Origin of the sequence: Halarchaeum rubridurum (genome assembly GCF_014647115.1) — an archaeon.
GTDB classification, from domain to species: Archaea; Halobacteriota; Halobacteria; order Halobacteriales; family Halobacteriaceae; genus Halarchaeum; species Halarchaeum rubridurum.
This window is the reverse complement of the sequence record NZ_BMOO01000001.1, coordinates 385,090-406,303: the sequence shown is the minus strand read 5'-3', so window position 1 is coordinate 406,303 and position 21,214 is coordinate 385,090. Positions and strand designations below refer to the sequence as shown.

Genomic DNA, 21,214 nt, shown 5'->3' with positions numbered 1-21,214 from the left:
CGTTCATTACGTCGGCCGAACATCGTTTCGCCATGCCCGGCTTCGACGAGATGCGTGCCGAACGCGACTCCCTCGACACCATCTGGATGAACGGCGAGTTCACCGACTGGGAGGACGCGACGACGCACGTCCTCACGCACGGCCTCCACTACGGCACCGGCGTCTTCGAGGGCGCGCGGTGTTACGACACCGAGAACGGCCCCGCGCTCTTCCGCTGGGACGCGCACGTCGAGCGGCTCTTCGACTCCGCGAAACCCTACGACATGGAGATTCCCTTCTCCAAGGACGAACTCACCGAGGCCACCCTCGAGGTCATCCGCCGCAACGACCTCGAATCCTGCTACATCCGCCCCGTCGCCTACTACGGCTACCACCAGCTCGGCGTCTCCCCCGGCGACTGCCCGACCGACGTCGCCATCGCCGCCTGGCCGTGGGGCGCGTACCTCGGCGAGGAAGCCCTCCAGAACGGCATCGACGTCATGATCTCCTCGTGGCGCAAGCACGCCTCCAGCCAAATCCCGACGAACGCCAAGACGAACGGCCTCTACGTCAACAGCCTCCTCGCCGGCGAGGAAGCCCGGCGCAACGGCTACGAGGAGGCCATCGTCCTCAACAAGGAGGGCAACGTCGCCGAGGGCCCCGGCGAGAACATCTTCATGGTTCGGGACGGCGAGCTCTACACCCCCTCGCTCTCCGAGAGCATCCTCGACGGTATCACCCGCGACACCGTCATCACGCTCGCCGAGGAGCGCGATATCCCCGTCCACGAGACCGCCATCTCCCGCGGCGAGCTCAACACCGCCGACGAGCTCTTCTTCACCGGGAGCGCCGCCGAGGTCACGCCCATCCGCAAGGTTGACAACGTCGTCATCGGCGACGGCAGTCGGGGTCCGGTCACCGAGGAACTCCAGTCCGCCTTCTTCGACCTCGTCGACCGACGCACCGACGAACACGACGACTGGTTCACATACGTCTAGAAGCGGCCTTTATACTCGACCGTTTGCCGAGCGCCGGCTTCGCCGGCGCACGGTACAAGCTCGGCCGAACGCACTCCTCCTTCAGTCCGCTTCGCTCCCCTCAGTCGTCGGCCTCGCGGCGAAGCCGCGAGTGACCTGTGACCCTACCGGGCTCTGAGGAGCCGCTCGGGCCACGGACGCGAGCCCCGTGGTTCGTCTTCCCGCTCCCGAACGTTCAAACCCGAAGCCGGCGCCACGCTGTCCCGTGCGCTGAAAGCCGCCGCGGGACGCCCGGAGAAACGGCGACGCGCCGTCCCGTGTGGCGACGACCATCGGGAGTCGCCGAACGAGCGAGCGGTGAAACCGCGAGAAACCCGAGCGTCGTCTGCTCGCCCATTTCGTCCGCCGAGAGCGCGCCGTGCCCTACCCCTCGCGGCGCAGGCGTTTCACGACGAACGTCTCGTCGAGGTCCGCGAGGAACTGCCCGAGCTTCGGCCCCTGCTCCTCGTCGAAGAAGAGCCGATAGCCGACGGCGAAGAAGTCGCCGATATCGATGTCGTGGCGTTTCGCGGTCTCGTAGACCTCGCCCTGGAGGGTCTCGCCGTCCGGGTCCTCGCGCTCGATGAAGGCCGCGAGCTCGTCGAGCGCCGCGGCGGTCTCGGCGTCGACGTCGACGTCCGGGAGTTCGCGGCGCGCGATCCGGTAGTTGTACTGGTTGTCGGTGCGCTCGGCCCACGTCCGGGCGCGCTCGACGCGCGCCAGCGCGGCCTCGACGGCTTCCTCGCTCGCGTCCTCCGGGATGTGTCCCTCGCGGCGCGCGATCTCCTCGCGGAGCTCCGGGTCCTCGGTCATCCCGAGGACGGCCGCGAACGTGTACGGGAGGCGGACCGGCCGCTCCTCGCTCACTTCATCGACGACGAACGGGTAGATGCGCTCGGCGCGCTCGCGCTCGCGCTCGCTCGCGTCCTCGACCTCGCCGTAGTAGAGACGCTCGAAGCGGTCGAACTCGTCGACGAGCAGGTCGATGCGCTCGGTGGAGAAGTCCCGCGCGCGCTTCGGGTCCTTGGCGAAGAAGTACCGCAGGACGTCGCGCTCGACGAGGTCGAGGACGTCGGAGACGAGGACGACGTTCCCCGCGGAGGAGCTGAAGGGCTCGCCGTCGAGCGTGAACCACTCGTAGACCATCGGGGTCGGCGGCTCGATTCCGAGGAGGGTCGCGGCGATGTCGGAGCCCGAGGGCCACGACCCCTCCGCGTGGTCCTTCCCGAACGGCTCGAAGTCCACGCCCAGGACCTGCCACTGCGCCGGCCACTCGAAGCGCCACGGGAGCTTGCCCTCCCGGAGCGTCGCCGTTCCGCGGTGCCCGCAGCCCTCGATGGTCTGGTCGCCCGCGTCCATGTCGGTGCACTCGTAGTCGACCGTGCCGGCCTCGGCGTCGATCCCGGTCACCGTCTCCGTCACCTTCCCGCAGTGCTCGCAGATCGGGTTGAACGGGACGTAGGACGAATCGACTTTGTCCTGGTACTTCCCGAGGACGTCGCGGGCTTCCTCGGCGTTCGAGAGGAGGAAGCGGGTGACGTCGGCCAGCTCGCCGTCCTCGTAGAGCGCGGTGTTGGAGACGGTCTCGACGTCGACGCCGAGGAGCTCGGCGGAGCGCTCGATGAGGTTCGAGAAGTGCGCACCGTAGGAGTCACAGCAGCCGAAGGGGTCCGGTATGTCGGTGTAGGGGTGTCCGAGGTTTCGCCCGAGCGCGCCCGCGTTCACGTCGCCGAGGTCGACGATCTCGCCGTCGAGGTCCGCGAGCTTCCGCGGGAGTCCGCGGAGCGGGTCGCGGTCGTCGGCCGTGAAGAGCTGGCGGACCTCGTGGCCGCGCTCGCGGAGCACCGCGGCGACGTAGTGTCCGCGCATCACCTCGTTCATGTTCCCGAGGTGGGGGACGCCGGAGGGCGAGATGCCGCCCTTGACGACGAGGGGGTCGTCGCCGCCGCGCGCCTCGACGGCGTCGGCGGCCTCGTCGGCCCAGAAGACGCGCTCGCCGGTGAGCGTCGCGTGCGGGTCGTACTCGTCGTCGCTCATTCGCCCTCGTCCTCGACCCAGTAGTCGACGCGCTCCGCGCGCCCGTCCGGGACGATGTCGGTGCCGTCGTGTTCGCCGCGGAGGACGGCGTCGAGGACGGCCGTCGGCTCGGTGCCGTCGAGGACGATGCCGCGGACGCGCGAGCGCTCGATGAGCTTCGCGGCGAGCAGGTCGACGGGCGCGGAACTCCCCGCGCTCATCTCGATGCCGGCGATGGCGTCGACGAGCTCGCCGGGCGTGATGCGGTCGTATCGCTCCGCTGTGTCGTCGGTCTTCGGGTCGGCGCTGAACACGCCGGGGACGCTCGTCGCGTAGACGAGCAGGTCGGCGTTCGTGTACTCGGCGAGCGCGGCGCTCACGGCGTCGGTGGTCTGACCGGCGGTGACGCCGCCCATGATGGCGACGTCGCCACGACGCATCGCCTCGCCGGCCTCCTCGTAGCTCTCGGCCGGGCTGGGCGCGGCGTCGTCGCCGAGCGCGGCGATGAGGAGCTGCGCGTTCAGGCGCGTCACCGAGATGCCGATGTCGTCGAGTTCGATCTCGTTCGCCCCGAGGTCCCGGGCGGTCTCGATGTAGTCGCGCGCGACACCGCCGCCGCCGACGACGACGCCGACCGAACACCCCGCATCGACCAACTGGTCGATGACGTCGGCGTACTGCTCGACCCGTTCGTGCGCCAAGTCGGGCGCGAGCACGCTCCCGCCGACGGAAACGACGACTCTCATACTACCGCGGAATAACCCTGTCGCGGCCTTAAGGGTTGTCAAGCGGCGATAGCTCGGGGCGTCGAAACGGACAAACCGCCCGCCACCCTCCCGTATCGTATGTACGTTCTCGACGTCGCGACACCGCCCGGGGACGACCCGTCGGCCGTCGTCGACGCGCTCCGCGAACGGTTCGCGGACGAGGGTGCCGTCGCCGTCGTCCGGCGCGACCCGTCCCTCGCCGACGCCGACGACCGCACGACCGTCCGTCTCGGCGGGGACCGCCGTCGCGTCACGACCGACTCGCGCGCGTCGCTCCCGGGGACCCTCGACGACCTCGCGCGCGACCACGACTTCGCGCTCACGGTGGGCTTCGACGACGCCGCACTCCCGCGCCTCGCCGTCGGCGACGTCGCCGTCGACGATCCGCTCGCCCACGTCGCCGACGCCGCCGACCTCGACCCCGACGTGGTGCTGGCCGCCATCCGCGAGACGGAACCCCACGAGTCGCTGGGGTCGCTCGTCGCGGCCGCGAAGCGGAGCGCGGACGAGCGCTTCGCGGGCGCGATTGCGACGTTCACCGGGCGCGTCCGCGCGCAGGAGAACGCCGACGACGCCCCGACCGAAGCTCTGACGTTCGAGACCTACGCGGACGTCGCGGCCGAGCGCCTCGACGACATTCGTGCGACCCTCGAGGCCCGTGACGGCGTCCACGACGTCCTGCTCCACCACCGGACGGGCCGCATCGAGGCCGGCGAGGACATCGTCTTCGTCGTCGTGCTCGCCGGCCACCGCCGCGAGGCCTTCCGCGCCGTCGAGGACGGTATCGACCGGCTCAAGGACGAGGTCCCCATCTTCAAGAAGGAGGTCACGGTCGACGACGAGTTCTGGCGACACGAGCGTGACGCCTGACGCGCGCCGCCCGCGCCGCCCGCACCGGTCCCAAATGGGGGGCGCGACTCCGCATCTGTCCCCGATATCGGCCGGTGAGGGGCAAATATATTTTCTGATATGAGTGACACAATACAAACTCTCTCGGCCATTCGTAAAACGTCTAAAGCGCTTTCGACGCTCAGTAAACGGTCGGTGAAATGGCATCGGTGACGATTTTGACTCCGGAAAGAGCGCGAAACCACACTAACGTTCCCCCCCTTATACCGTCGTCCGGGGACAAGCGTGGGATAGCCATGAGCGCAACCGCGCAGTCCCCGACCGCGTCGGACGACGACAAGGAAACCCGGCTGCTCTCGTACCTGCGCGAGAAGGCGGCCGACGGCGAGCTCTACTTCAAGAGCAAGTTCATCGCCGACGACGTCGAGCTCTCGACGAAGGAGATCGGCGCCCTGATGGCGAAGCTGAGCGACTCGACCGACGACCTCGACCTCGACATCGAGAAGTGGTCGTACACCTCCGCGACCACGTGGCGCGTCCAGCGCGCGTAGGACTGACTCCGTAGCACGAGTACGAGCACCGCCGACCGCCCGACAGCCCTCCACGACGGCCGCGTGGCCGTCGATTCGAAGCCCCTTTCTTCGCGTTCGCCACACGTCCAGTCGTGTCGTTCGTCTCCGCGCTGACGTCCGCGATCCTCCCGGTCCTCCTCGTCGCCGGCGTCGGGTTCGTCCTCGGACGGGTCCGCGACGTCCGCGTCGACGCGCTCGGGACGGTCTCCGTCTACGTTCTCACGCCCTGCCTCGTCTTCTACAGCCTCGCCACGACGTCGCTCGGCAGCGGCGCGGTCGCCAAGATAGGGGCCGGCGTCCTCGGCTACGTCGCCGTCATGACCGTCGTCGCATCGGTCGCCGCGCGCGCCCTCGGCCTCGAGGAACCCCACCGCGGCGCGTTCGTCCTCAGTTCGACGTTCCCGAACGCCGGCAACTACGGCATCCCGCTCGCGCGCTTCGCGTTCGGCCCCATCGGGCAGAGCGTCGCCGTCCTCTACATCGTCGCCCAGGACGTCCTCCAGTACACGCTCGGGGTCTTCCTCGCGGCCCGCGGCGGCGAGACCGACCTCCGCGACGCCGCCACGGAGGTCTTCCGGCTTCCCCTCCTCTACGGGCTCCTCGCGGCCGGACTCGCGCGGTACTTCGACGCCGTCCCGCCGACCGACACCGCGCTGATGGAGACGATTCAGCTCGTCGGCGACGCCGCCATCCCGGTCATGCTCCTCATGCTCGGCATCCAGCTCGCGAACACGCGCTCCGGGCCGTCGCTCACCCGCGCGGGCGTCCCGACGGCGCTGAAACTCGGCGTCGCGCCGCTCGTCGCGCTCGCGCTCGCCCTCGGTCTCGGCTTCGCCGACAGCGACGTCGCGCGCGTCTTCGTCCTGGAGTGCGCGATGCCCGCCGCCGTCACGCCGCTCGTGCTCACCATCGAGTTCTCCGGCGACGCCGAGACGTCGTTCTCCGCCCCGGAGTACGTCAGCACCGTCATCTTCACCACGACCGTCTGCAGCGTCGCCACCCTCGCCGCCCTGATCTGGGCACTCCGCGGGGGGCTTCTCTGGATTTAAACGGTCGGACCCCCTTCTCCCGGTATGTTCGCCGACCCGCCCGACGACGCGCCCACCGCCGGCGCGCTCTCGTCGGTGTTCTCCGTCTACGAGGTCGTGCGCGAAGGCGAGACGGTCGTCTACTACGGTGAGCCGCTCGTCGACCGGAGCGCCCTCCAGCGCACCGCCCTGCCCCTCTTCCGCGACCACGGCTACGACGTCCGAATCGAGGAGCGTCCGGGCGAGGTCGTCCTCGCGGCCACGCCCGCACGCGACGACGCGGAGTCGAGCGCCGGGGTCCCGTGGACGAACGTCGCCCTCGCCGGCTTGACGGTCCTCACGACGCTCTACGCGGGCGCACAGTGGTACTACGTCGACGACATCTTCTCCGTCGACGTCCTCCGCGCCGTCCCGTTCGTCCTCGCCGTGATGGGCGTCCTCGGCGTCCACGAACTCGGTCACTACGTCATGACGCGCTACCACGGTGTCGACGCCACCCTCCCCTACTTCATCCCCATCCCGTTCTCGCCCATCGGCACCCTCGGCGCGGTCATCCGCATGAAGGGCGTCATGCCGGACCGCGAGGCGCTCTTCGACATCGGCGTCGCCGGCCCGCTCGCCGGCCTCGTCGCCACCGTCGTCGTGACCGCGGTCGGTCTGCTCCTCCCGCCGATTAGCGTCCCGACGGTCCAGACGGGCGGAATCGCCATCGGCTTTGGCAACCCGCCGCTCCTCCGCCTCATCGCGTGGGCGCTCGACCAGCCCCTCTCCTACGGTGCGGGCCTCGCCGTCAACCCCGTCGTCTTCGGCGGTTGGGTCGGGATGTTCGTCACCTTCCTCAACCTCCTCCCCGCCGGCCAACTCGACGGCGGCCACGTGATGCGCGCCGTCTTCGGCCCCATCTACGAGCGCGTCGCCCCGCTCGTCCCCACCGTCCTCTTCGGTCTCGCCGCGTACGTCTACGTCGCCCGCGACGCGACCAACGCCGCCGTCGTCTGGGTGATGTGGGGGCTCATCACGTCCTTCCTCGCCTTCCAGGGCTCCGCCCGCCCGATAGAGGAGAACGACCTCGACACGCGTCGCCTCGCCGTCGCCGCGCTCACCCTCCTCGGGGGCCTGCTCTGCTTCATGCCGGTCCCGATACGGCTCGTCGGCTGAAGCGCGCCCCTCACTCGCCGTGGGTGTAGCCCCGGTCCGCGAGCGCCTCGCCGTCCAGTCGCACGCCCGACTCGGTCACGTCGCCGACGACGGTGAACGGGACGTCGAGCGCCGCTTTCGCGGCCGCGACCGCGTCGGCCGGGAGCGTACACACCAACTCGAAGTCCTCGCCGAACGTCGTCGCCCGCGCGAGTCGCCCCTTTCCGCGGAGCGCGTCGTAAATCGGGACGGCCGCGCCCTCGACGTCGAAGCCGACGTCCGAGGCCTCCGCGAGCTGGTGGAGCGAGCGCGCGAGGCCGTCGCTCGAATCCATCATCGCGCTCGCGTGCTCGCGGAGCGAGACGCCCGCCCGGACGCGCGGCGTGAAGCGAAAGAGCTCGTTCGCGCGCTCGGTCTCGCCCGCGTCGAAGGCGTCGAGCGCCGCCGCGCTCCGCCCGAGCGCGCCCGTCACCGCGACGACCTCGCCCGCGCTCGCCCCGTCGCGCGACACCGGCGCGTCCGTCTCGCCGAGCGCCGTCGTCGCCACCGTGAACTCGTCGTGCCCATCCAGGTCGCCGCCGACGTACTCCGCACCGACGTGTTCGCAGACGTCGAGCGCCCCGCGCACGAACCCTTCGAGGTCGTCCGGCTCGAACGACGGCGCACCGTAGACGCCGACCGCGCCCGTCGCCGCCGCGCCCATCGCCGCGACGTCCGAGAGCGACGCCCCGACCGCGCGCCATCCCGCCGTGTAGCGCGTCGTCCCCGCCGGGAAGTCCGTCGTCTCGTGGAGCATGTCGATGGTCACGACCGTCCCCCCGAGCACCGCCGCGTCGTCGCCCGCCGCGTCCACGAGGTCGCCGACGAGGCCGAGCGCGGCCCGTTCGTCCATACCGACACCCCGGCGGCCGCCGGCAAAACGCCACCGCTTCGCACGCCGTCAGCCCCGCCGTCGGTCGCCGCGCCCGTGCGTCGCTCGGGTCGCGCCGCCGTCGCCACGCCCCGCACGCCGCCGCACGGTCGGTGCCTTTACGCGCACGCCCGCTGTCGACTCGGGTGAATGGAGTTCGACTCCCGCGCAATCGGCGTCGGGTTCGCCGCCGTCGCCGCCGTCCTCGCCCTGCTCTTCTGGGTCGTCGGCGTCGACGACATCGCCCGCACGCTCGCGCTCCTCGAACTCCGGGCGTTCGCCGTCATCCTCGCCGTCGGCCTCGCGTGGCTCGTCGCGTGGTCGCTCGCCCTCCGGCGCGTGCTCGACGCCCTCGGCGTCGCCACGAGCGCGTGGGACGCCCTCCTCCTCTACGCCGCCGCCGCCTTCGCCAACAACATCACGCCGTTCGGCCAGGCCGGCGGCGAACCCTTCAGCGCCCTCCTCATCTCCCGCGCCACCGACAGCGAATACGAGACCGGCCTCGCCGCCATCGCCAGCGTCGACACCCTCAACTTCGTCCCCTCCATCGTCCTCGCGCTCGTCGGTCTCACCTACTACGTCGCCCGCTACGCCGCCGGCGACAGCGTCCAGTTCGTCTTCGGCGTCGTCGTCGCCCTCGCCGTCGCCGTCCCCGCCGTCGCCGCGCTCGCGTGGCGCTACCGGACCGCCACCAAGCGTCGCCTCGTCGGCGTCGTCCACCCCGTCTGGGCGCGCCTCGGACGTCACCTGCCCCGCGTCTCCGCCCCCGGCCGCGACGCCGTCCGCGAGCGCGTCGACGGCTTCGTGCGCTCCATCGAGCGCGTCGCCACCAGCCGCCGCGACCTCGCCGTCGCCGTCACGTGGTCCACGCTCGGGTGGCTCTGTCTCTGCGCCGCCCTCTACCTCTCCCTCTGGACGCTCACGCCCGCCACCGACGTCGCCGCCGCCATCGTCTTCATCGCCGTCCCCGTCGCCACCATCGCCAGCGTCACGCCCCTCCCCGGCGGCGCGGGCGGCGTCGAGGCCGCCCTCGTCCTCCTCCTCGTCCCCACGACGGGCGTCACCGCCGCCACCGCCACCTCCGCCGCGCTCGTCTTCCGCGCCGCCGTCTACTGGGCCCCGACCGTCGCCGGCGGCGGCGCGGCCGCGTGGCTCGAACTCCGCGCGCGGCGCTAACGATGCCTTTAACCCTCGCGGCCGACCAAAACAGCGTAATGGCAACCCTCTACGATGCCCCGACGGACGAGCTCATCGACGCACTGACCGAGGAACTCGACGACGTCGTCGAGGCCCCCGAGTGGGCCGCGTTCGCCAAGACCGGCCACGACCGCGAGATGCCCCCCCAGCAGGACGACTTCTGGGCGCGCCGCGCCGCCAGCCTCCTGCGCAAGGTCGCCGTCGACGGCCCCGTCGGCGTCGAGCGACTCAGCACCGAGTACGGCTCCCTGACGAAGGGCTCGACGCGCTACCGCGTCGCCCCGCGACAGAAGACCGACGGCTCGAAGAACGTCATCCGGACCATCCTCCAGCAGCTGGAGGACGCCGACCTCGTGCAGCAGCAGGGCTCCGAGGGCCGCATCGTCACCGGCGAGGGCCGCAGCCTCCTCGACGACACCGCCGGCGACGTCCTCGAAGACCTCGACCGCCCCGAGCTCGAACGCTACGCGTAACGACCGTTTGCTGTGCCCCGGCGGAGCCGGGGCTGGCAAAAGCCCGTCTACCCCCTTCGGGGGTACTCGGGCCTCGCGCGCGAGTGAACCGCGCACGTCCGGGGTCTTCGACCCGCTCGGTGCGCGGACGCTAGCCGTGTTCGGTTGATCGCCCCCTGATCGCTCCCGACGCGTGGCCTCGTCAGCCCGCGTGCGTCGGCCCGCGACACGACGCGTGTCGCGGCACCCCGCTCGTAGAGGGAGTTCGCGTTTTTGCCCCTTACCGTTCCCGTGCCGCGAGCCACCGGCTCGCGGATTTTTTCGTGCAGGGTTCACGGTAAGCGGCTGCGGTGGCGGCTCTTGGTTGCGGTGGTGGTTTTCTGCTCTCGTCCGCGAGCGCTTCGCGCTCGCGGGATTTTTTGGTCCAGCTTTTTGCGGGGAGGGTGCGCGAAGCGCACCCGACCTGGAAAAAGGTGGGGGTCCTAAGCCTTTTTCCCGCTCGAACGCCTACGGTCACGCATGAGCGAGACCCCCGACGACGACCGACTGGAGGAGCTCCGAAAGCAGAAGCGCGAGCAGCTGAAACAGCAACAACAGCAGGGCGGCGGCGACGCGGCCGCGAACGCGGAGGCCCAACAGCAGGCCCAGCAGCAGGCCGAGGAGCAAAAGCAGGCCATTCTCCGCCAGTACCTCTCGGACGGCGCGCGGCGGCGGCTGAACTCCGTGAAGATGAGCAAGCCAGACCTCGCGGAGCGCGTCGAACAGCAGGTCGTGGCGCTCGGGCGCTCGGGTCGCCTGCAGGACCAGCTGGACGAGGAGCAGATGAAGGAGCTGCTGCGCGAGCTGAAGCCGGACTCGAAGTCCTTCGACATCTCGCGTCGGTAGGAGACGGAACGCTTTCCGCGCTCGGCGGGGTCGGGCCTGTATGGTCCCCGGTCTCCTCCCCGCCGTCGTGGCCGCGTTGCTGTGGGGCGGCTATCTCTACTCCCTGAAACGCTATTTCTCGGGCTATTCGGGTGCGGTCATCGCCGTCGTCGTCAACGGCATCGCGACCGCGTGGTACCTGCCGGGGGCGTACGTGTACCTCGGGGGGTTCCCCACGGTGCCGTCGCTCTCCGCGTTCGGTATCGCGGTCGTCCTCGTCACGGTCGGCTTTGCGGCGCTCGGATTTCTGACGGTGACGCGCGCGCTCGCGGCGGGCGACGTGACGCTCGTCGCGCCGGTGGCGAAGATCGTGCCGGTGTTCGTCCTGCCGCTCGAAGTCCTCCTCCTCCCGGTGGCGCTCGGGCCGCTCCAGGTGGCGGGCATCGCCGTCGTGACGGCGGCGGTCTACCTCGCCAACTACGAGGGCGGGCGACTGCTCGACCCGCTGCGGAACCTCACGGAGTCGCGCGCGGTGCAACTCGCGCTGTTCTCGGCGGCGTGTTACGGCGTGAGCGACGTGGCGAAGCGCGTGGCCCTCCAGGACGTCGGCGTCCCGGCGGCGTACTGGGTCATCGTGAGCCTCCTCGGGCCGGCGGTCTTCCTCGCGCCGCTCGCGCTCCGCGACTGGCCGGACGCGGGGGTACGCGCGGCCCTCCCGAAGTTCGTCGGGATAGCGGTCGTCGTCGCGCTCGCGCGCGTGGCGACGACGCTGTCGTTCTCGGTGACGTCGGCGAGCGTGGCGGCGACGGTGATAAACGCCCAGTCGGTCGTCGCGGTCGTCCTCGGTGGCGTGCTCCTCGCGGAGGAGGGGTTCCGGACGCGGTTGGCGGCGTCGGCGCTCGCCGTCGCGGGGATCGCGTTGCTCGCGCAGTAGCGGCGTCGAAGGACAGGCTTCAAGCGCGCCCCGGGTCAATTCGGGCGTATGTACGACCGACTCAAGGGCTTCCGGGACTTCTACCCCGGGGAGATGCGCGCTCGGCGGGAGGCGATGGACGCCGTCGAGGACGCGGCCCGCCGCTACGGCTTCCGCGAAATCGGGACGCCGGCGCTCGAACGCGCGGAGATGTGGACGGACAAGTCGGGCGGCGACATCGTCACGGAGCTCTACGACTTCGAGGACCAGGGCGGCCGGCACGTCACGCTCACGCCCGAACTGACGCCGACGGTGGCGCGGATGGTCGTGGCGAAACAGCAGGCGCTCAGTAAGCCCATCAAGTGGTATTCGACGCGGGACTTCTGGCGCTACGAGGAGCCCCAGTCGGGGCGCAACCGGGAGTTCTACCAGACGAACGTCGACCTCTTCGGCTCCGCGGAGCCGGAGGCGGACGCGGAGGTGCTGGCGACGGCGGCGAGCGCGCTCACCGACCTCGGGCTGACGGCCGAGGACTTCGAGCTCCGCGTGAGTCATCGAGACGTCCTCGGCGGCGTGCTGAACAGCTTCGACGCGGACGTCGACGTCCGCGAGGCCATCCGCGTCGTGGACAAGCGCGCGAAACTCGACGACAACGACTACGTCGAGCGGCTCGCGGGCACGGGACTCTCGGTCGCGCAGGCCGAGGCGTTCGACGACGTCATCGCGTCGAACGACCTCGACGACCTCGTCGACTTCGCGGACACGGAGCGCGTGACGGACGCCGTCGAGAACCTCCGCGCGGTCCTGCGGGCGACCGAGGATTACGGCGTCCGGGACCACCTCACCGTCTCGCTCACGACGGCGCGCGGCCTCGACTACTACACGGGCGTCGTCTTCGAGTGCTTCGACTCGACGGGCGAGGTCGGGCGCTCGGTCTTCGGCGGCGGGCGCTACGACGACCTCATCGAGTCCTTCGGCGGGCAGCCTACGCCCGCGGTCGGGTTCGCCACGGGCTACTCGACGCTCCCGCTCCTCTGTCAGCGCGCGGGCGTCTGGCCCGAGGAGGCGGTCCGGACGGACTACTACGTCCTCCAAGTGGGTGACGTCCGTCCGGAGGCCGCGCGGGTCGCGCGCGACCTCCGCGAGCGCGGGCACGTCGTCGAGACCGACGTCTCGGGGCGCTCCTTCGGGTCGCAGATGAACTACGCGGACTCGATCAACGCCGAGACGGTCGTCATCGTGGGAGAGCGCGACCTCGAAGACGGCAACGTCACGGTGAAGGACATGGCGTCGGGCGACCAGACCCAGGTCCCCGTTGATGAGTTCCCCGGCGAGCACGACGAACCGCGCTACGACGACGTCGCGTAGGCACGGATGCGCCGCGCGTTCCGCCTCGCCTACGACGGCCGCCCCTTCCGCGGCTTCCAGCGCCAACCGGACGTCCCGACGGTTGAGGACGCGCTCTTCGACGCGTTGCGCGCGCACGGCGTCTTCGAGGGCGACAAGCCACCGGGGTACGCGGCCGCGGGGCGGACGGACGCGGGCGTCTCCGCCCTCGCCCAGACGGTCGCGTTCGACTGCCCGGAGTGGCTGACGCCGCGCGCGCTGAACGCCGAACTCCACGACGCCGTCCGGGCGTGGGCGCACGCGGCCGTCCCCGCGGACTTCCACGCGACGCACGACGCCGTCGCGCGCGAGTACGTCTACCACCTCTACGCGCCGGCGGCGGACCCGGCCCTCGCCCGCGACGCCGCCCGCGCACTCTCGGGGGCGCACGACTTCCACAACCTGACGAGCGACGACGCGGGGACGGAGCGCGACCTCTCGCTCGCCGTCGAGCGCGACGATGACGGCGACGGGGACTTCCTCGCGTTGCGGGCGCGCGCCGGCGGCTTCCCCCGGGGGTTCGTCCGCCGCGTCGCGTCGCTCGTGCGGAGCGTGGCGACGGGCGCGGCCCCGCCGTCGAAGGTCGAGCGCGTCCTCGCCCCCGACCCGCTCCCGGGTCCCGAGGGTGTCCCCGAAGCCCCGCCGGGCCCGCTCGTCCTCGCGGGCGTCGACTACGACCGGCCGCGGTTCGACGTCGCGTTCGAGCGCGACGCGCGCGCGGTCCGGGACACTCGCGCGTTCTTCGCGGAGGAGCGTGCCGCGCGCCGCGCGAGCGCCCGGGTCGCGGGCACCGTCGTCGACGGCCTCACGGACCGGTGAGGAACGCTTAACAGCGCCGCGGCACCTGTGTTCGCCAATGAGTACCGTCCCTGAGCGCGAGGAGATCGACGCGGCGGACAAGTGGGACCTGGAGAGCGTCTACGACTCCACCGAGGCGTGGGAGGAGGACTTCGAGGCGGCGAAGGAGGGTATCGAGGAGCTCCGCGAGTACGAGGGGCGCGTCGCCGCGGACGGCGAGACGCTCCGCGAGTTCCTGGCGGCGTACGAGGACGTCGCGCGCACCGTCTCGACGCTCGCGGCGTACGCCCGGATGCGCGCCGACGAGGACACGCGCGACCAGGAGGCCCAGGCGCTGAAGTCCCGGGGCTCCGCGCTCGCTTCGAAGCTCTCCTCGGCGACGTCCTTCCTCGAACCCGAGCTCCAGTCGCTCGACCGGGCGGAGCTCGACGAGATGGTCGCCGCGACCGACGGCCTCGACCTCTACGAGCACTACCTCGACGACGTCTTCCGGATGAAAGACCACACGCGCTCGGCGGAGGTCGAGGAGGTCATCTCGGAGTTCGGCGAGGTGATGGGCGCGCCCGGCGAGGTGTACGGGATGCTCACGAACGCCGACCTGGAGTTCCCGACGGTCGAGGGTCCGGACGGCGAGGACGTGACGATCACGCAGGCGAACCTCACGACGCTCCTCCAGGAGCGCGACCGCGCGTTCCGCGAGACGGTCCACGCCTCGTTCTACGACCGCATCTCCGAGGTGCGAAACACCATCGGCTCCTCCCTGCAGTACTCGACGAAGGCGGACGTCAAGCGCGCGCAGGTGCGGGGGTACGACACGGCGCGGGAGGCGGCGCTCGACGGCCCGAACATCCCCGTCGAGGTCTACGACAACCTCGTGGAGACGGTGCGCGAGAACCTCGACGCGCTCCACCGGCACGCCGACCTGAAGCGCCGCGCCCTCGACGTCGACGAGCTGGAGATGTGGGACCTCTACATGCCGCTGACGGACGCCGAGGAGCCCGAAATCCCCTACGAGGAGGCCTGCGACTACGTCGTCGAGGCCGTCGCGCCGCTCGGCGAGGACTACCAGGAACGCGTCGCCGAGGGGCTCGACTCGGGGTGGGTGGACGTCTACGAGAACAAGGGCAAGCGCTCGGGGGCGTACTCCGGCGGGACGTACGACACCCAGCCGTTCATCCTGATGAACTACCAGGGCGACCTCGACTCGGTCTACACGCTCGCGCACGAGCTCGGCCACTCGCTGCACAGCCAACTGTCGAGCGAGCACCAGCCGTACGTCTACAACGACTACGAGATATTCGTCGCGGAGGTCGCCTCGACGGTCAACGAGAGCCTGCTGACCCACTACCTGCTGGAGCACACGGACGACGAGGCGCTGCGCGCGCACGTCCTCGATCAGTACCTCGAACGCTTCCGCTCGACGCTCTATCGGCAGACGCTGTTCGCGGACTTCGAGCACACCATCCACACGATGGAGGAGAGCGGCGAGCCGCTGACGCCGGACGCCCTCGACGAGGCCTACGGCGACCTCAAACGCGAGTTCTACGAGCCCGCGCACGTCGACGACCGCATCGCGCGCGAGTGGATGCGCATCCCCCACTTCTACTACTCCTACTACGTCTACCAGTACAGCACGGGAATCAGCGCCGCCGTCGCGCTCACGCAGGACATCCTCGACGGTGACCGGGACGCCGCCGAGGCGTACGTCGACTTCCTCACGCGCGGGTCGACCGAGTATCCGCTCGCCCTCCTGCGCGACGCCGGCGTCGACATGTCCTCGCCCGCCCCCATCGAGTCCGCCATCGGCGTCTACCGCGACTACCTCGACCGCGCAGACGACCTGCTGCTCTGAGGACGGCCCGATGGAACGCCGGTGAGGCCGGGGTCACCGCGGGTGTGCCCGTGACCCAAAGGGACTTCTTTATGGGGTGCCTATCGCGCCCAACGGATGTCTCGCAGCCCCACTCTCCCCGACCGGCCGACGCTCGAGCTCGACCCCGAATCGAGCCCGGAAGAGCGGTTGGCGGCGCTCAGAGACCACCTCCGCCAGCTGGTCGACGTCAACGACCAGCTCGAAGAGCAGTTGGCGGCGGTGCGAGACCACCGCGCCGACCTCCGCGAGGAAGTCGACGACCTCCAGCGCGAGAACGAGACGCTGAAGACGGCGTCGCTCTACCTCGCCACCGTCGAGGACCTCTCCGAGGACGGCGCGGTCGTCAAGCAACACGGGAACAACCAGGAGGTCCTCACGGACGTCTCCGACCGGACCCGCGAGCGCGTCGAGGTCGGCGACCGCGTCACCATCAACGACTCGTTCAGCATCCAGGACGTCCTCGACGACGAGACGGACGCCCGTGCACAGGCGATGGAGGTCGATCAGTCGCCCTCCGTCGAGTACGAGGACATCGGCGGTCTCGACGAGGAGCTCCGCGAGGTCCGCGAGGCCGTCGAGGACCCCCTCGTCAACCCCGACCAGTTCGAGCACGTCGGCGTCGAGCCGCCGAGCGGCGTGCTCCTCCACGGCCCGCCGGGGACGGGGAAGACGATGATGGCGAAGGCCGTCGCCAACGAGACGGACGCGACGTTCATCAAGATGGCCGGCTCGGAGCTCGTCCAGAAGTTCATCGGCGAGGGCTCCCGGCTCGTCCGGGACCTCTTCGACCTCGCCGAGCAGGAGGAGCCCGCCATCCTCTTCATCGACGAGATCGACGCCGTCGCCGCCGAGCGCACGGACTCGAAGACGAGCGGTGACGCCGAGGTCCAGCGGACGATGATGCAGCTCCTCAACGAGATGGACGGCTTCGACGAGCGCGGCGACATCCGCATCATCGCCGCCACCAACCGCTTCGACATGCTCGACTCCGCCATCCTCCGCCCCGGTCGCTTCGACCGCCTCATCGAGGTGCCCGAGCCCGACCAGGCCGCCCGCGAGCGCATCCTCGACATCCACACGCGCGGGATGAACCTCGCGGAGGCCGTCGACTACGCGGCGCTCGCGCGCGACACCGAGGGCTTCAGCGGCGCGGAGCTCGAATCCCTCACCACCGAGGCCGGGATGTTCGCCATCCGCGACGGCCGCGAGACCGTCACGATGGCGGACTTCGAGGACGCCCTCGAGAAGATTCAGCGCGAGGAGGAGAACGGGACGCCGGGCTACGCCGCCTACGTCCAGTAGGCGCGTCCGAACCGACAGTTCTTCACGCTCCTCGTCCGATAGCCGCCGTATGGCCACGATACGCGTCGTCTGGGGGACGGGCACGGCCCCCACCGCGATGGCCGCCTACGACGCGGCGCTCGCGGACGCGAACGTCCACAACTACAACCTCGTCGCCGTCTCCTCCGTAATTCCCGCCGACGCCGACGTCGAGGCGGTCGGCACCGCGCCCGACCTCGGGCCGGCGGGCGAGCGCCTGACGGTCGTGGAGGCGCACGCGAACGCCGCGGGCCCGCGACACGTCTCCGCCGGACTCGGGTGGTCGCGCGACCCCGACGGCCCCGGACTCTTCTACGAGGTCGCCGACGAGACCGACCCCGACGACGTCGCGACGCGGGTGCGTGCCGGTCTCGACGCCGGACGCGAGTTGCGCGACTGGGAATTCGACGGCGAGCGCGTCGAGACGGCGACGGTCAGGGCGGACGCGGGCGAGTACGCCGCGGCGGTCGTCGTCGCCTGTTACGGCGACAGCGACCCCATCCTCTGAGGGTCGCCGGTGGGGGAAGGCCTTTCAACCGCGTAGCCCCTACTCGGGGGTATGAACGGCAACACGCCGTACGCCGGACCGGGCGGGAACCCGACGGACGACGAGGAGGCGGCGTTGACGCCGGAGCAGCGTCGCGCGCTCCGCGACAGCCTCGCGCGGATCGCCGCCGAGACCCGCGAGTACCTCCCCGACGAGTACGTCGTCGGTGCGGAGATCGGCCAGAGCCAGCAGGGGACGCGTGCGACGGTCGCCGTCCGGCCGCCCGCGGGGAACCCGGTCAGCGCCGGGTTCACGCCCGAGTTCGACGAGGGCGACTCCGACCTCGTCCCCGCCGAGGAACGCGCCGAGGTCGCACAGGGACTCGCGGCGTCCGCCGCGCTCCAGGTGAAACAGGCGTTCCGCAAGCGCTCGAACGACGCGGTCGCCAAGTGATCAGCTCGTCCGTCGACCGCCGCCGCGCTCGATAGGGGGGTCGCCGAAGATCGCGTAGCCGAGCGCGCAGAGCGCGCCGACACCCCCGACCGCCACGCCCGGTCGGGTGCCGACGCCGGCGGCCATCCCGGCGAGCGCCCCCGCGAGGAGCGCGAGCGGGATCGCGGCCAGCACGAGGTCGTAGCGCGTCGCCATCGGTTCGCTCGCGGTGCGCTCGATGGGCGTCGGTTCGTCGCTCGGCATCGTCGTTCGAGTGCCAATACGGTCCCGCCGCCCGAAAAAATTGTGGCGGCCTCTCGCGTCGCTTTTGAAGTCGTGGGCGACGCGCGCGTCTCCGTTCTCACTCGGACTCGAACTCGTACTTCCACACCCGGTCGGTCTCCACTCTGTCCTCGTCGCCGTCTCGGAACACCTCGAACTCGAACAGGTAGAAGTACCCCTCCTCGTCCAGTTTCACGGCGAGTGTCCGCACCGAGTCGGGATACCGCGGTTCGTCCTCGATACCCCGGGTGTTTCGAATCAGTTGGTTCCTGTTGAGGGTCTCTCCGTCCCCTTTCGCCTCGATGGCGAGGGCGACGTGGTCGCCGTCGGGGTCGACGCCGACGTACAGGTCGTCCAGTTCGGCCTCACGCCCACGGACGCGCATCCGGAGATGCGACTGGAGGTGGTAGGTGTCGAGTCCCGTGAAGTCGTCGAGCAGTCCGGCGTACCGGACCTGTGTCAACACCCCTTGTTCGTCTTTTCCGATGTACTCGTGGACGGGGTCCGGGAGCGCGTCGATGCTCGTCCGGTGTGTCTCGTCCACGACCTCGGGTACGGGTATCAACTGCTCCGTCTTCGTGAACAGATACGTCGGGTCTTCACCCTCCCGCTTGTCGTCGATGACGACTGCCGTGTACCCATACTGTGCGATCTGGTCGGGAAGTGGCCGACGACTCCGGTACGCGTACGGAATGTCCGGTACGTTACCGACGTGGATGTCCAACGCCTCCATCGCCTGCTCGATGTGGTCCCTGTGGAATGGAATCTCCTCGTCCGTCCCGTACTCTTCGGCTTGCTGTTCGAACACCCACGTGATGATCGGTTCGTATTTCGCCATCGGTGGCTGTGGCTTTCCGTGAGTGAGAGCTAAAACCACCGCATAGGTTATATGTATTCGTAGTCGACTACGGTTAACCTTCGAAGATACTCGGTTCTATGCACCGACTGAACGTCAGAGTGGTGACGCCACGTCGGACTCGCCGAGATAGAAGTCGTAGTCGTCGGGGACGACGTCGAGTTGCACCATCACCCCGCTCTCTCCGTACGCGAGGACGAACTCGTCCCGCGGTCGGTTCCCCGGTCCTCGTTCCCGTGATGACCGGAGCAATCCGGCTTCTTCCAGTTGATTGAGGTTCTTCTTGATACTCTCCTTCGTGACTTCGAACGCGTCGTGTAGCTCGGGTGCCGAAACCGGTTGGCGTTCGCTCACCTCTTTCAGTAGTTTCAATCGCACTTCCGACTGGAGGGCCTTGAACACCTTCGCTTGCTCTCTGAAATCCTCCGCTTCGAGATCGTCGCTCACGACCCTGACTCCAGACGCTTCGTGTAAAACACCTCGCAGTAGCACGAATAAACAAGAGTTTGTACTCTAAATAGATTCGCAGATTCTCGACTCTTGAACCGAGTATAACCGAAGACACTATCCGCTCGCTGATCACACAACGTTAAAAGAGAACGATGCCTACTGACCAACTTAACGGGGCACCCGACTTGAAGCACACATCGAACATCGGTCGCTTGGACGATGTAGACATCCACGATTGGTACCGATTCGTCTACGCGTACAGCGACCGTCTCGTCACGGGCCTCGCGGACGAGTTCGGTATCGGCGAGGACGACCTCGTCGTCGACCCGTTCAACGGCACGGGTACGACCACGCTCACCGCGAAGAAACTCGGTATCGACAGCATCGGTACGGACACCTCGCCCGCGAGCGTGCTGAGCGCGCGTTGCAAGACGAACTGGGACGTCGACCTCGATGCGTTCCGCGAGCGCCGCTCCGAGCTCCTGCGCACGATTCGACCGGTCTTCGACGAGATATCCTCACAGGGTAATACGACGCTCGACTCGTTCGGAGAATCGGGTGGCACGGACGTCGACTTGAGCACGTACGACTTCAGCGAACCGGAGAAGACGCCGAAGGGGTGGCTCTCCGAGAAGCCGCTGCAGAAGATGACGGTGCTCAAATACCACGTCGAGGAGCTGCCGGACGACGACGTGACCGACTTGTTCGAGCTGGCGATGATCGCGGTTCTCCCCGAGGACGTCGGTAACGTCCGCTTCGGGCCCGAAGCGACCCGTGACCGAACACAGGAAGGCGATACGGACGTGTTCCGTTTCTTCAAGAACAAGCTCGCCGACATCGAAGCGGACCTCGAGCGTGTTCAAGCAGCCGTCGAGTCGGGTGAAATCGAGCCGGGCGACACCGAGATACTCCGCGCGGACGCTCGTCAACTCGCGGACGTCCTTCGTGACGAATCCGAACTGCTGAACGCGGACGCACACGACGGCGAAGTGGACTACGTTATCACGTCACCCCCGTATCCCGCCGAACACGACTACACGCGAAACCAGCGCCTCGAACTCATCTGGCTCGACGCCGCCGACGACAACGAAGACTTACAGCGAATCAAGAAGGCGAACATCCGTTCGCACACGAAGAACATCTACGTCGCCGACGACGAGGGCGAGCAGGTCGACATACGAGCGAACGACCGAGTGGACGCCATCGTCAGCGAGATGGAGACGATTCTCGAGGAAGAGGACATCTCACACGGCTTCGGGAAGTACTACCCACGAGTCATCACCGAGTACTTTGCGGGGATGCAACACCACTTCGAGCAGGTGTACGACGTGCTCGCTCCCGGCGGCAAGGCGGCCTACGTCGTCGGCGACTCGGGTTCGTACTGGCAAGTCGAAGTCGAGACGGCGGAGATACTCGCCGAACTCGCCGAGAACCGGGTCGGGTTCGAAGCGCCCGAGATTCGACTGTGGCGTAACATGGCCGCGACGACCGCCGATTACGACGACGTCGAGGAGAACATCCTCGTCCTGACGAAACCCGACGAGTAGCCATCGCCATCGCGTGTCGGTGTCACCCACTCACGTCACCCGCCGTCTCCCGGGACGCGGCCGGGGCACACCTTTCTGCCCAT

At 69.2% G+C, this 21,214-nt stretch carries 22 protein-coding genes; 16 read left to right on the top strand and 6 right to left on the bottom strand.

What is annotated here, in order from left to right:
- Window positions 1-32: 32 nt before the first annotated feature.
- Window positions 33-977 carry a branched-chain amino acid transaminase gene (locus tag IEX84_RS02225; protein ID WP_209590276.1) on the top strand — a complete coding sequence of 315 codons (945 nt, stop codon included), beginning with the start codon at window positions 33-35 and terminating at the stop codon, window positions 975-977.
- Between the two features lie 402 nt (window positions 978-1,379).
- On the opposite strand, the gene lysS is transcribed toward IEX84_RS02225, so the two are convergent.
- A complete protein-coding gene (gene lysS / locus IEX84_RS02220; protein WP_188869361.1) occupies window positions 1,380-3,032 on the bottom strand; it encodes a lysine--tRNA ligase in 1,653 nt (550 codons plus the stop codon).
- Complete coding sequence (gene pyrH / locus IEX84_RS02215) at window positions 3,029-3,757, bottom strand: UMP kinase (protein ID WP_188869358.1); 729 nt, start codon at window positions 3,755-3,757, stop codon at window positions 3,029-3,031. The genes lysS and pyrH overlap by 4 nt, the downstream gene beginning before the upstream one ends.
- A gap of 99 nt (window positions 3,758-3,856) precedes the next feature.
- On the opposite strand from pyrH, the gene IEX84_RS02210 reads away from it, so the two are divergent.
- The 4 genes from IEX84_RS02210 to IEX84_RS02195 all read left to right on the top strand — a co-directional run bounded on the left by IEX84_RS02210 (window position 3,857) and on the right by IEX84_RS02195 (window position 7,385).
- The gene (locus IEX84_RS02210) at window positions 3,857-4,648 is read left to right on the top strand and encodes a molybdopterin synthase (RefSeq protein WP_188869356.1); all 792 of its coding nucleotides are present in this window, start codon (window positions 3,857-3,859) and stop codon (window positions 4,646-4,648) included.
- A 275-nt stretch (window positions 4,649-4,923) separates the two neighbouring features.
- Window positions 4,924-5,178, top strand: a complete 255-nt coding sequence (locus tag IEX84_RS02205) for a DUF7123 family protein (RefSeq protein WP_188869354.1) — start codon at window positions 4,924-4,926, stop codon at window positions 5,176-5,178.
- Window positions 5,179-5,291: 113 nt separating this feature from the next.
- Window positions 5,292-6,248, top strand: a complete 957-nt coding sequence (locus tag IEX84_RS02200) for an AEC family transporter (protein WP_188869352.1) — start codon at window positions 5,292-5,294, stop codon at window positions 6,246-6,248.
- A gap of 24 nt (window positions 6,249-6,272) precedes the next feature.
- Window positions 6,273-7,385 (top strand): site-2 protease family protein, encoded by a 1,113-nt coding sequence (locus tag IEX84_RS02195; RefSeq protein WP_188869350.1) that lies wholly within the window; start codon window positions 6,273-6,275, stop codon window positions 7,383-7,385.
- Between the two features lie 10 nt (window positions 7,386-7,395).
- Here IEX84_RS02195 and thiL read toward each other — a convergent pair whose 3' ends face one another.
- Window positions 7,396-8,256 (bottom strand): thiamine-phosphate kinase, encoded by an 861-nt coding sequence (gene thiL / locus IEX84_RS02190; protein WP_188869349.1) that lies wholly within the window; start codon window positions 8,254-8,256, stop codon window positions 7,396-7,398.
- A 168-nt stretch (window positions 8,257-8,424) separates the two neighbouring features.
- On the opposite strand from thiL, the gene IEX84_RS02185 reads away from it, so the two are divergent.
- From IEX84_RS02185 to IEX84_RS02140, 10 genes are all read left to right on the top strand, one after another.
- Window positions 8,425-9,450 carry a lysylphosphatidylglycerol synthase transmembrane domain-containing protein gene (locus tag IEX84_RS02185; protein ID WP_188869347.1) on the top strand — a complete coding sequence of 342 codons (1,026 nt, stop codon included), beginning with the start codon at window positions 8,425-8,427 and terminating at the stop codon, window positions 9,448-9,450.
- Between the two features lie 38 nt (window positions 9,451-9,488).
- A complete protein-coding gene (locus tag IEX84_RS02180; RefSeq protein WP_188869345.1) occupies window positions 9,489-9,944 on the top strand; it encodes a 30S ribosomal protein S19e in 456 nt (151 codons plus the stop codon).
- A gap of 498 nt (window positions 9,945-10,442) precedes the next feature.
- The gene (locus tag IEX84_RS02175) at window positions 10,443-10,808 is read left to right on the top strand and encodes a DNA-binding protein (protein WP_188869343.1); all 366 of its coding nucleotides are present in this window, start codon (window positions 10,443-10,445) and stop codon (window positions 10,806-10,808) included.
- 40 nt (window positions 10,809-10,848) lie between these two features.
- Window positions 10,849-11,721, top strand: coding sequence for an EamA family transporter (locus IEX84_RS02170; protein ID WP_188869341.1), 873 nt, complete (start codon window positions 10,849-10,851; stop codon window positions 11,719-11,721).
- Window positions 11,722-11,769: 48 nt separating this feature from the next.
- Window positions 11,770-13,068, top strand: coding sequence for a histidine--tRNA ligase (hisS, locus tag IEX84_RS02165; RefSeq protein ID WP_188869339.1), 1,299 nt, complete (start codon window positions 11,770-11,772; stop codon window positions 13,066-13,068).
- 6 nt (window positions 13,069-13,074) lie between these two features.
- Entirely contained in the window at window positions 13,075-13,905 is an 831-nt protein-coding gene (truA, locus tag IEX84_RS02160) for a tRNA pseudouridine(38-40) synthase TruA (RefSeq protein ID WP_188869337.1), read from the top strand.
- Window positions 13,906-13,942: 37 nt separating this feature from the next.
- Entirely contained in the window at window positions 13,943-15,736 is a 1,794-nt protein-coding gene (gene pepF / locus IEX84_RS02155; RefSeq protein WP_188869335.1) for an oligoendopeptidase F, read from the top strand.
- Window positions 15,737-15,832: 96 nt separating this feature from the next.
- On the top strand, window positions 15,833-17,059 hold the full coding sequence (pan2, locus tag IEX84_RS02150) for a proteasome-activating nucleotidase Pan2 (protein WP_188869333.1): 1,227 nt from the start codon (window positions 15,833-15,835) through the stop codon (window positions 17,057-17,059).
- A 49-nt stretch (window positions 17,060-17,108) separates the two neighbouring features.
- Entirely contained in the window at window positions 17,109-17,585 is a 477-nt protein-coding gene (locus IEX84_RS02145) for a pyruvoyl-dependent arginine decarboxylase (RefSeq protein ID WP_188869331.1), read from the top strand.
- Window positions 17,586-17,636: 51 nt separating this feature from the next.
- Window positions 17,637-18,017, top strand: coding sequence for a DUF5811 family protein (locus tag IEX84_RS02140; RefSeq protein WP_188869329.1), 381 nt, complete (start codon window positions 17,637-17,639; stop codon window positions 18,015-18,017).
- On the opposite strand, the gene IEX84_RS02135 is transcribed toward IEX84_RS02140, so the two are convergent.
- The 3 genes from IEX84_RS02135 to IEX84_RS02125 form a co-directional block, all read right to left on the bottom strand.
- Window positions 18,018-18,260: a hypothetical protein gene (locus IEX84_RS02135; protein ID WP_188869327.1), complete on the bottom strand. Its 243-nt coding sequence runs from the start codon at window positions 18,258-18,260 to the stop codon at window positions 18,018-18,020.
- A 97-nt stretch (window positions 18,261-18,357) separates the two neighbouring features.
- Window positions 18,358-19,116: a hypothetical protein gene (locus tag IEX84_RS02130; RefSeq protein WP_188869325.1), complete on the bottom strand. Its 759-nt coding sequence runs from the start codon at window positions 19,114-19,116 to the stop codon at window positions 18,358-18,360.
- A gap of 114 nt (window positions 19,117-19,230) precedes the next feature.
- Entirely contained in the window at window positions 19,231-19,581 is a 351-nt protein-coding gene (locus tag IEX84_RS02125) for an ArsR/SmtB family transcription factor (protein WP_188869323.1), read from the bottom strand.
- A 215-nt stretch (window positions 19,582-19,796) separates the two neighbouring features.
- Here IEX84_RS02125 and IEX84_RS02120 point away from each other — a divergent pair, with 215 nt between their 5' ends.
- Window positions 19,797-21,131: a DNA methyltransferase gene (locus IEX84_RS02120; RefSeq protein ID WP_188869321.1), complete on the top strand. Its 1,335-nt coding sequence runs from the start codon at window positions 19,797-19,799 to the stop codon at window positions 21,129-21,131.
- The last annotated feature ends 83 nt before the right edge of the window (window positions 21,132-21,214 follow it).

What these genes read in the sequence shown, in the direction of transcription:
- IEX84_RS02225 (WP_209590276.1), top strand. Translation starts at nt 33, where the DNA reads ATGCCCGGCTTCGACGAGATGCGTGCCGAACGCGACTCCCTCGACACC.
- lysS (WP_188869361.1), bottom strand. Translation starts at nt 3,032, where the DNA reads ATGAGCGACGACGAGTACGACCCGCACGCGACGCTCACCGGCGAGCGC.
- pyrH (WP_188869358.1), bottom strand. Translation starts at nt 3,757, where the DNA reads ATGAGAGTCGTCGTTTCCGTCGGCGGGAGCGTGCTCGCGCCCGACTTG.
- IEX84_RS02210 (WP_188869356.1), top strand. Translation starts at nt 3,857, where the DNA reads ATGTACGTTCTCGACGTCGCGACACCGCCCGGGGACGACCCGTCGGCC.
- IEX84_RS02205 (WP_188869354.1), top strand. Translation starts at nt 4,924, where the DNA reads ATGAGCGCAACCGCGCAGTCCCCGACCGCGTCGGACGACGACAAGGAA.
- IEX84_RS02195 (WP_188869350.1), top strand. Translation starts at nt 6,273, where the DNA reads ATGTTCGCCGACCCGCCCGACGACGCGCCCACCGCCGGCGCGCTCTCG.
- thiL (WP_188869349.1), bottom strand. Translation starts at nt 8,256, where the DNA reads ATGGACGAACGGGCCGCGCTCGGCCTCGTCGGCGACCTCGTGGACGCG.
- IEX84_RS02185 (WP_188869347.1), top strand. Translation starts at nt 8,425, where the DNA reads ATGGAGTTCGACTCCCGCGCAATCGGCGTCGGGTTCGCCGCCGTCGCC.
- IEX84_RS02180 (WP_188869345.1), top strand. Translation starts at nt 9,489, where the DNA reads ATGGCAACCCTCTACGATGCCCCGACGGACGAGCTCATCGACGCACTG.
- IEX84_RS02175 (WP_188869343.1), top strand. Translation starts at nt 10,443, where the DNA reads ATGAGCGAGACCCCCGACGACGACCGACTGGAGGAGCTCCGAAAGCAG.
- IEX84_RS02170 (WP_188869341.1), top strand. Translation starts at nt 10,849, where the DNA reads ATGGTCCCCGGTCTCCTCCCCGCCGTCGTGGCCGCGTTGCTGTGGGGC.
- hisS (WP_188869339.1), top strand. Translation starts at nt 11,770, where the DNA reads ATGTACGACCGACTCAAGGGCTTCCGGGACTTCTACCCCGGGGAGATG.
- truA (WP_188869337.1), top strand. Translation starts at nt 13,075, where the DNA reads ATGCGCCGCGCGTTCCGCCTCGCCTACGACGGCCGCCCCTTCCGCGGC.
- pepF (WP_188869335.1), top strand. Translation starts at nt 13,943, where the DNA reads ATGAGTACCGTCCCTGAGCGCGAGGAGATCGACGCGGCGGACAAGTGG.
- pan2 (WP_188869333.1), top strand. Translation starts at nt 15,833, where the DNA reads ATGTCTCGCAGCCCCACTCTCCCCGACCGGCCGACGCTCGAGCTCGAC.
- IEX84_RS02145 (WP_188869331.1), top strand. Translation starts at nt 17,109, where the DNA reads ATGGCCACGATACGCGTCGTCTGGGGGACGGGCACGGCCCCCACCGCG.
- IEX84_RS02140 (WP_188869329.1), top strand. Translation starts at nt 17,637, where the DNA reads ATGAACGGCAACACGCCGTACGCCGGACCGGGCGGGAACCCGACGGAC.
- IEX84_RS02135 (WP_188869327.1), bottom strand. Translation starts at nt 18,260, where the DNA reads ATGCCGAGCGACGAACCGACGCCCATCGAGCGCACCGCGAGCGAACCG.
- IEX84_RS02130 (WP_188869325.1), bottom strand. Translation starts at nt 19,116, where the DNA reads ATGGCGAAATACGAACCGATCATCACGTGGGTGTTCGAACAGCAAGCC.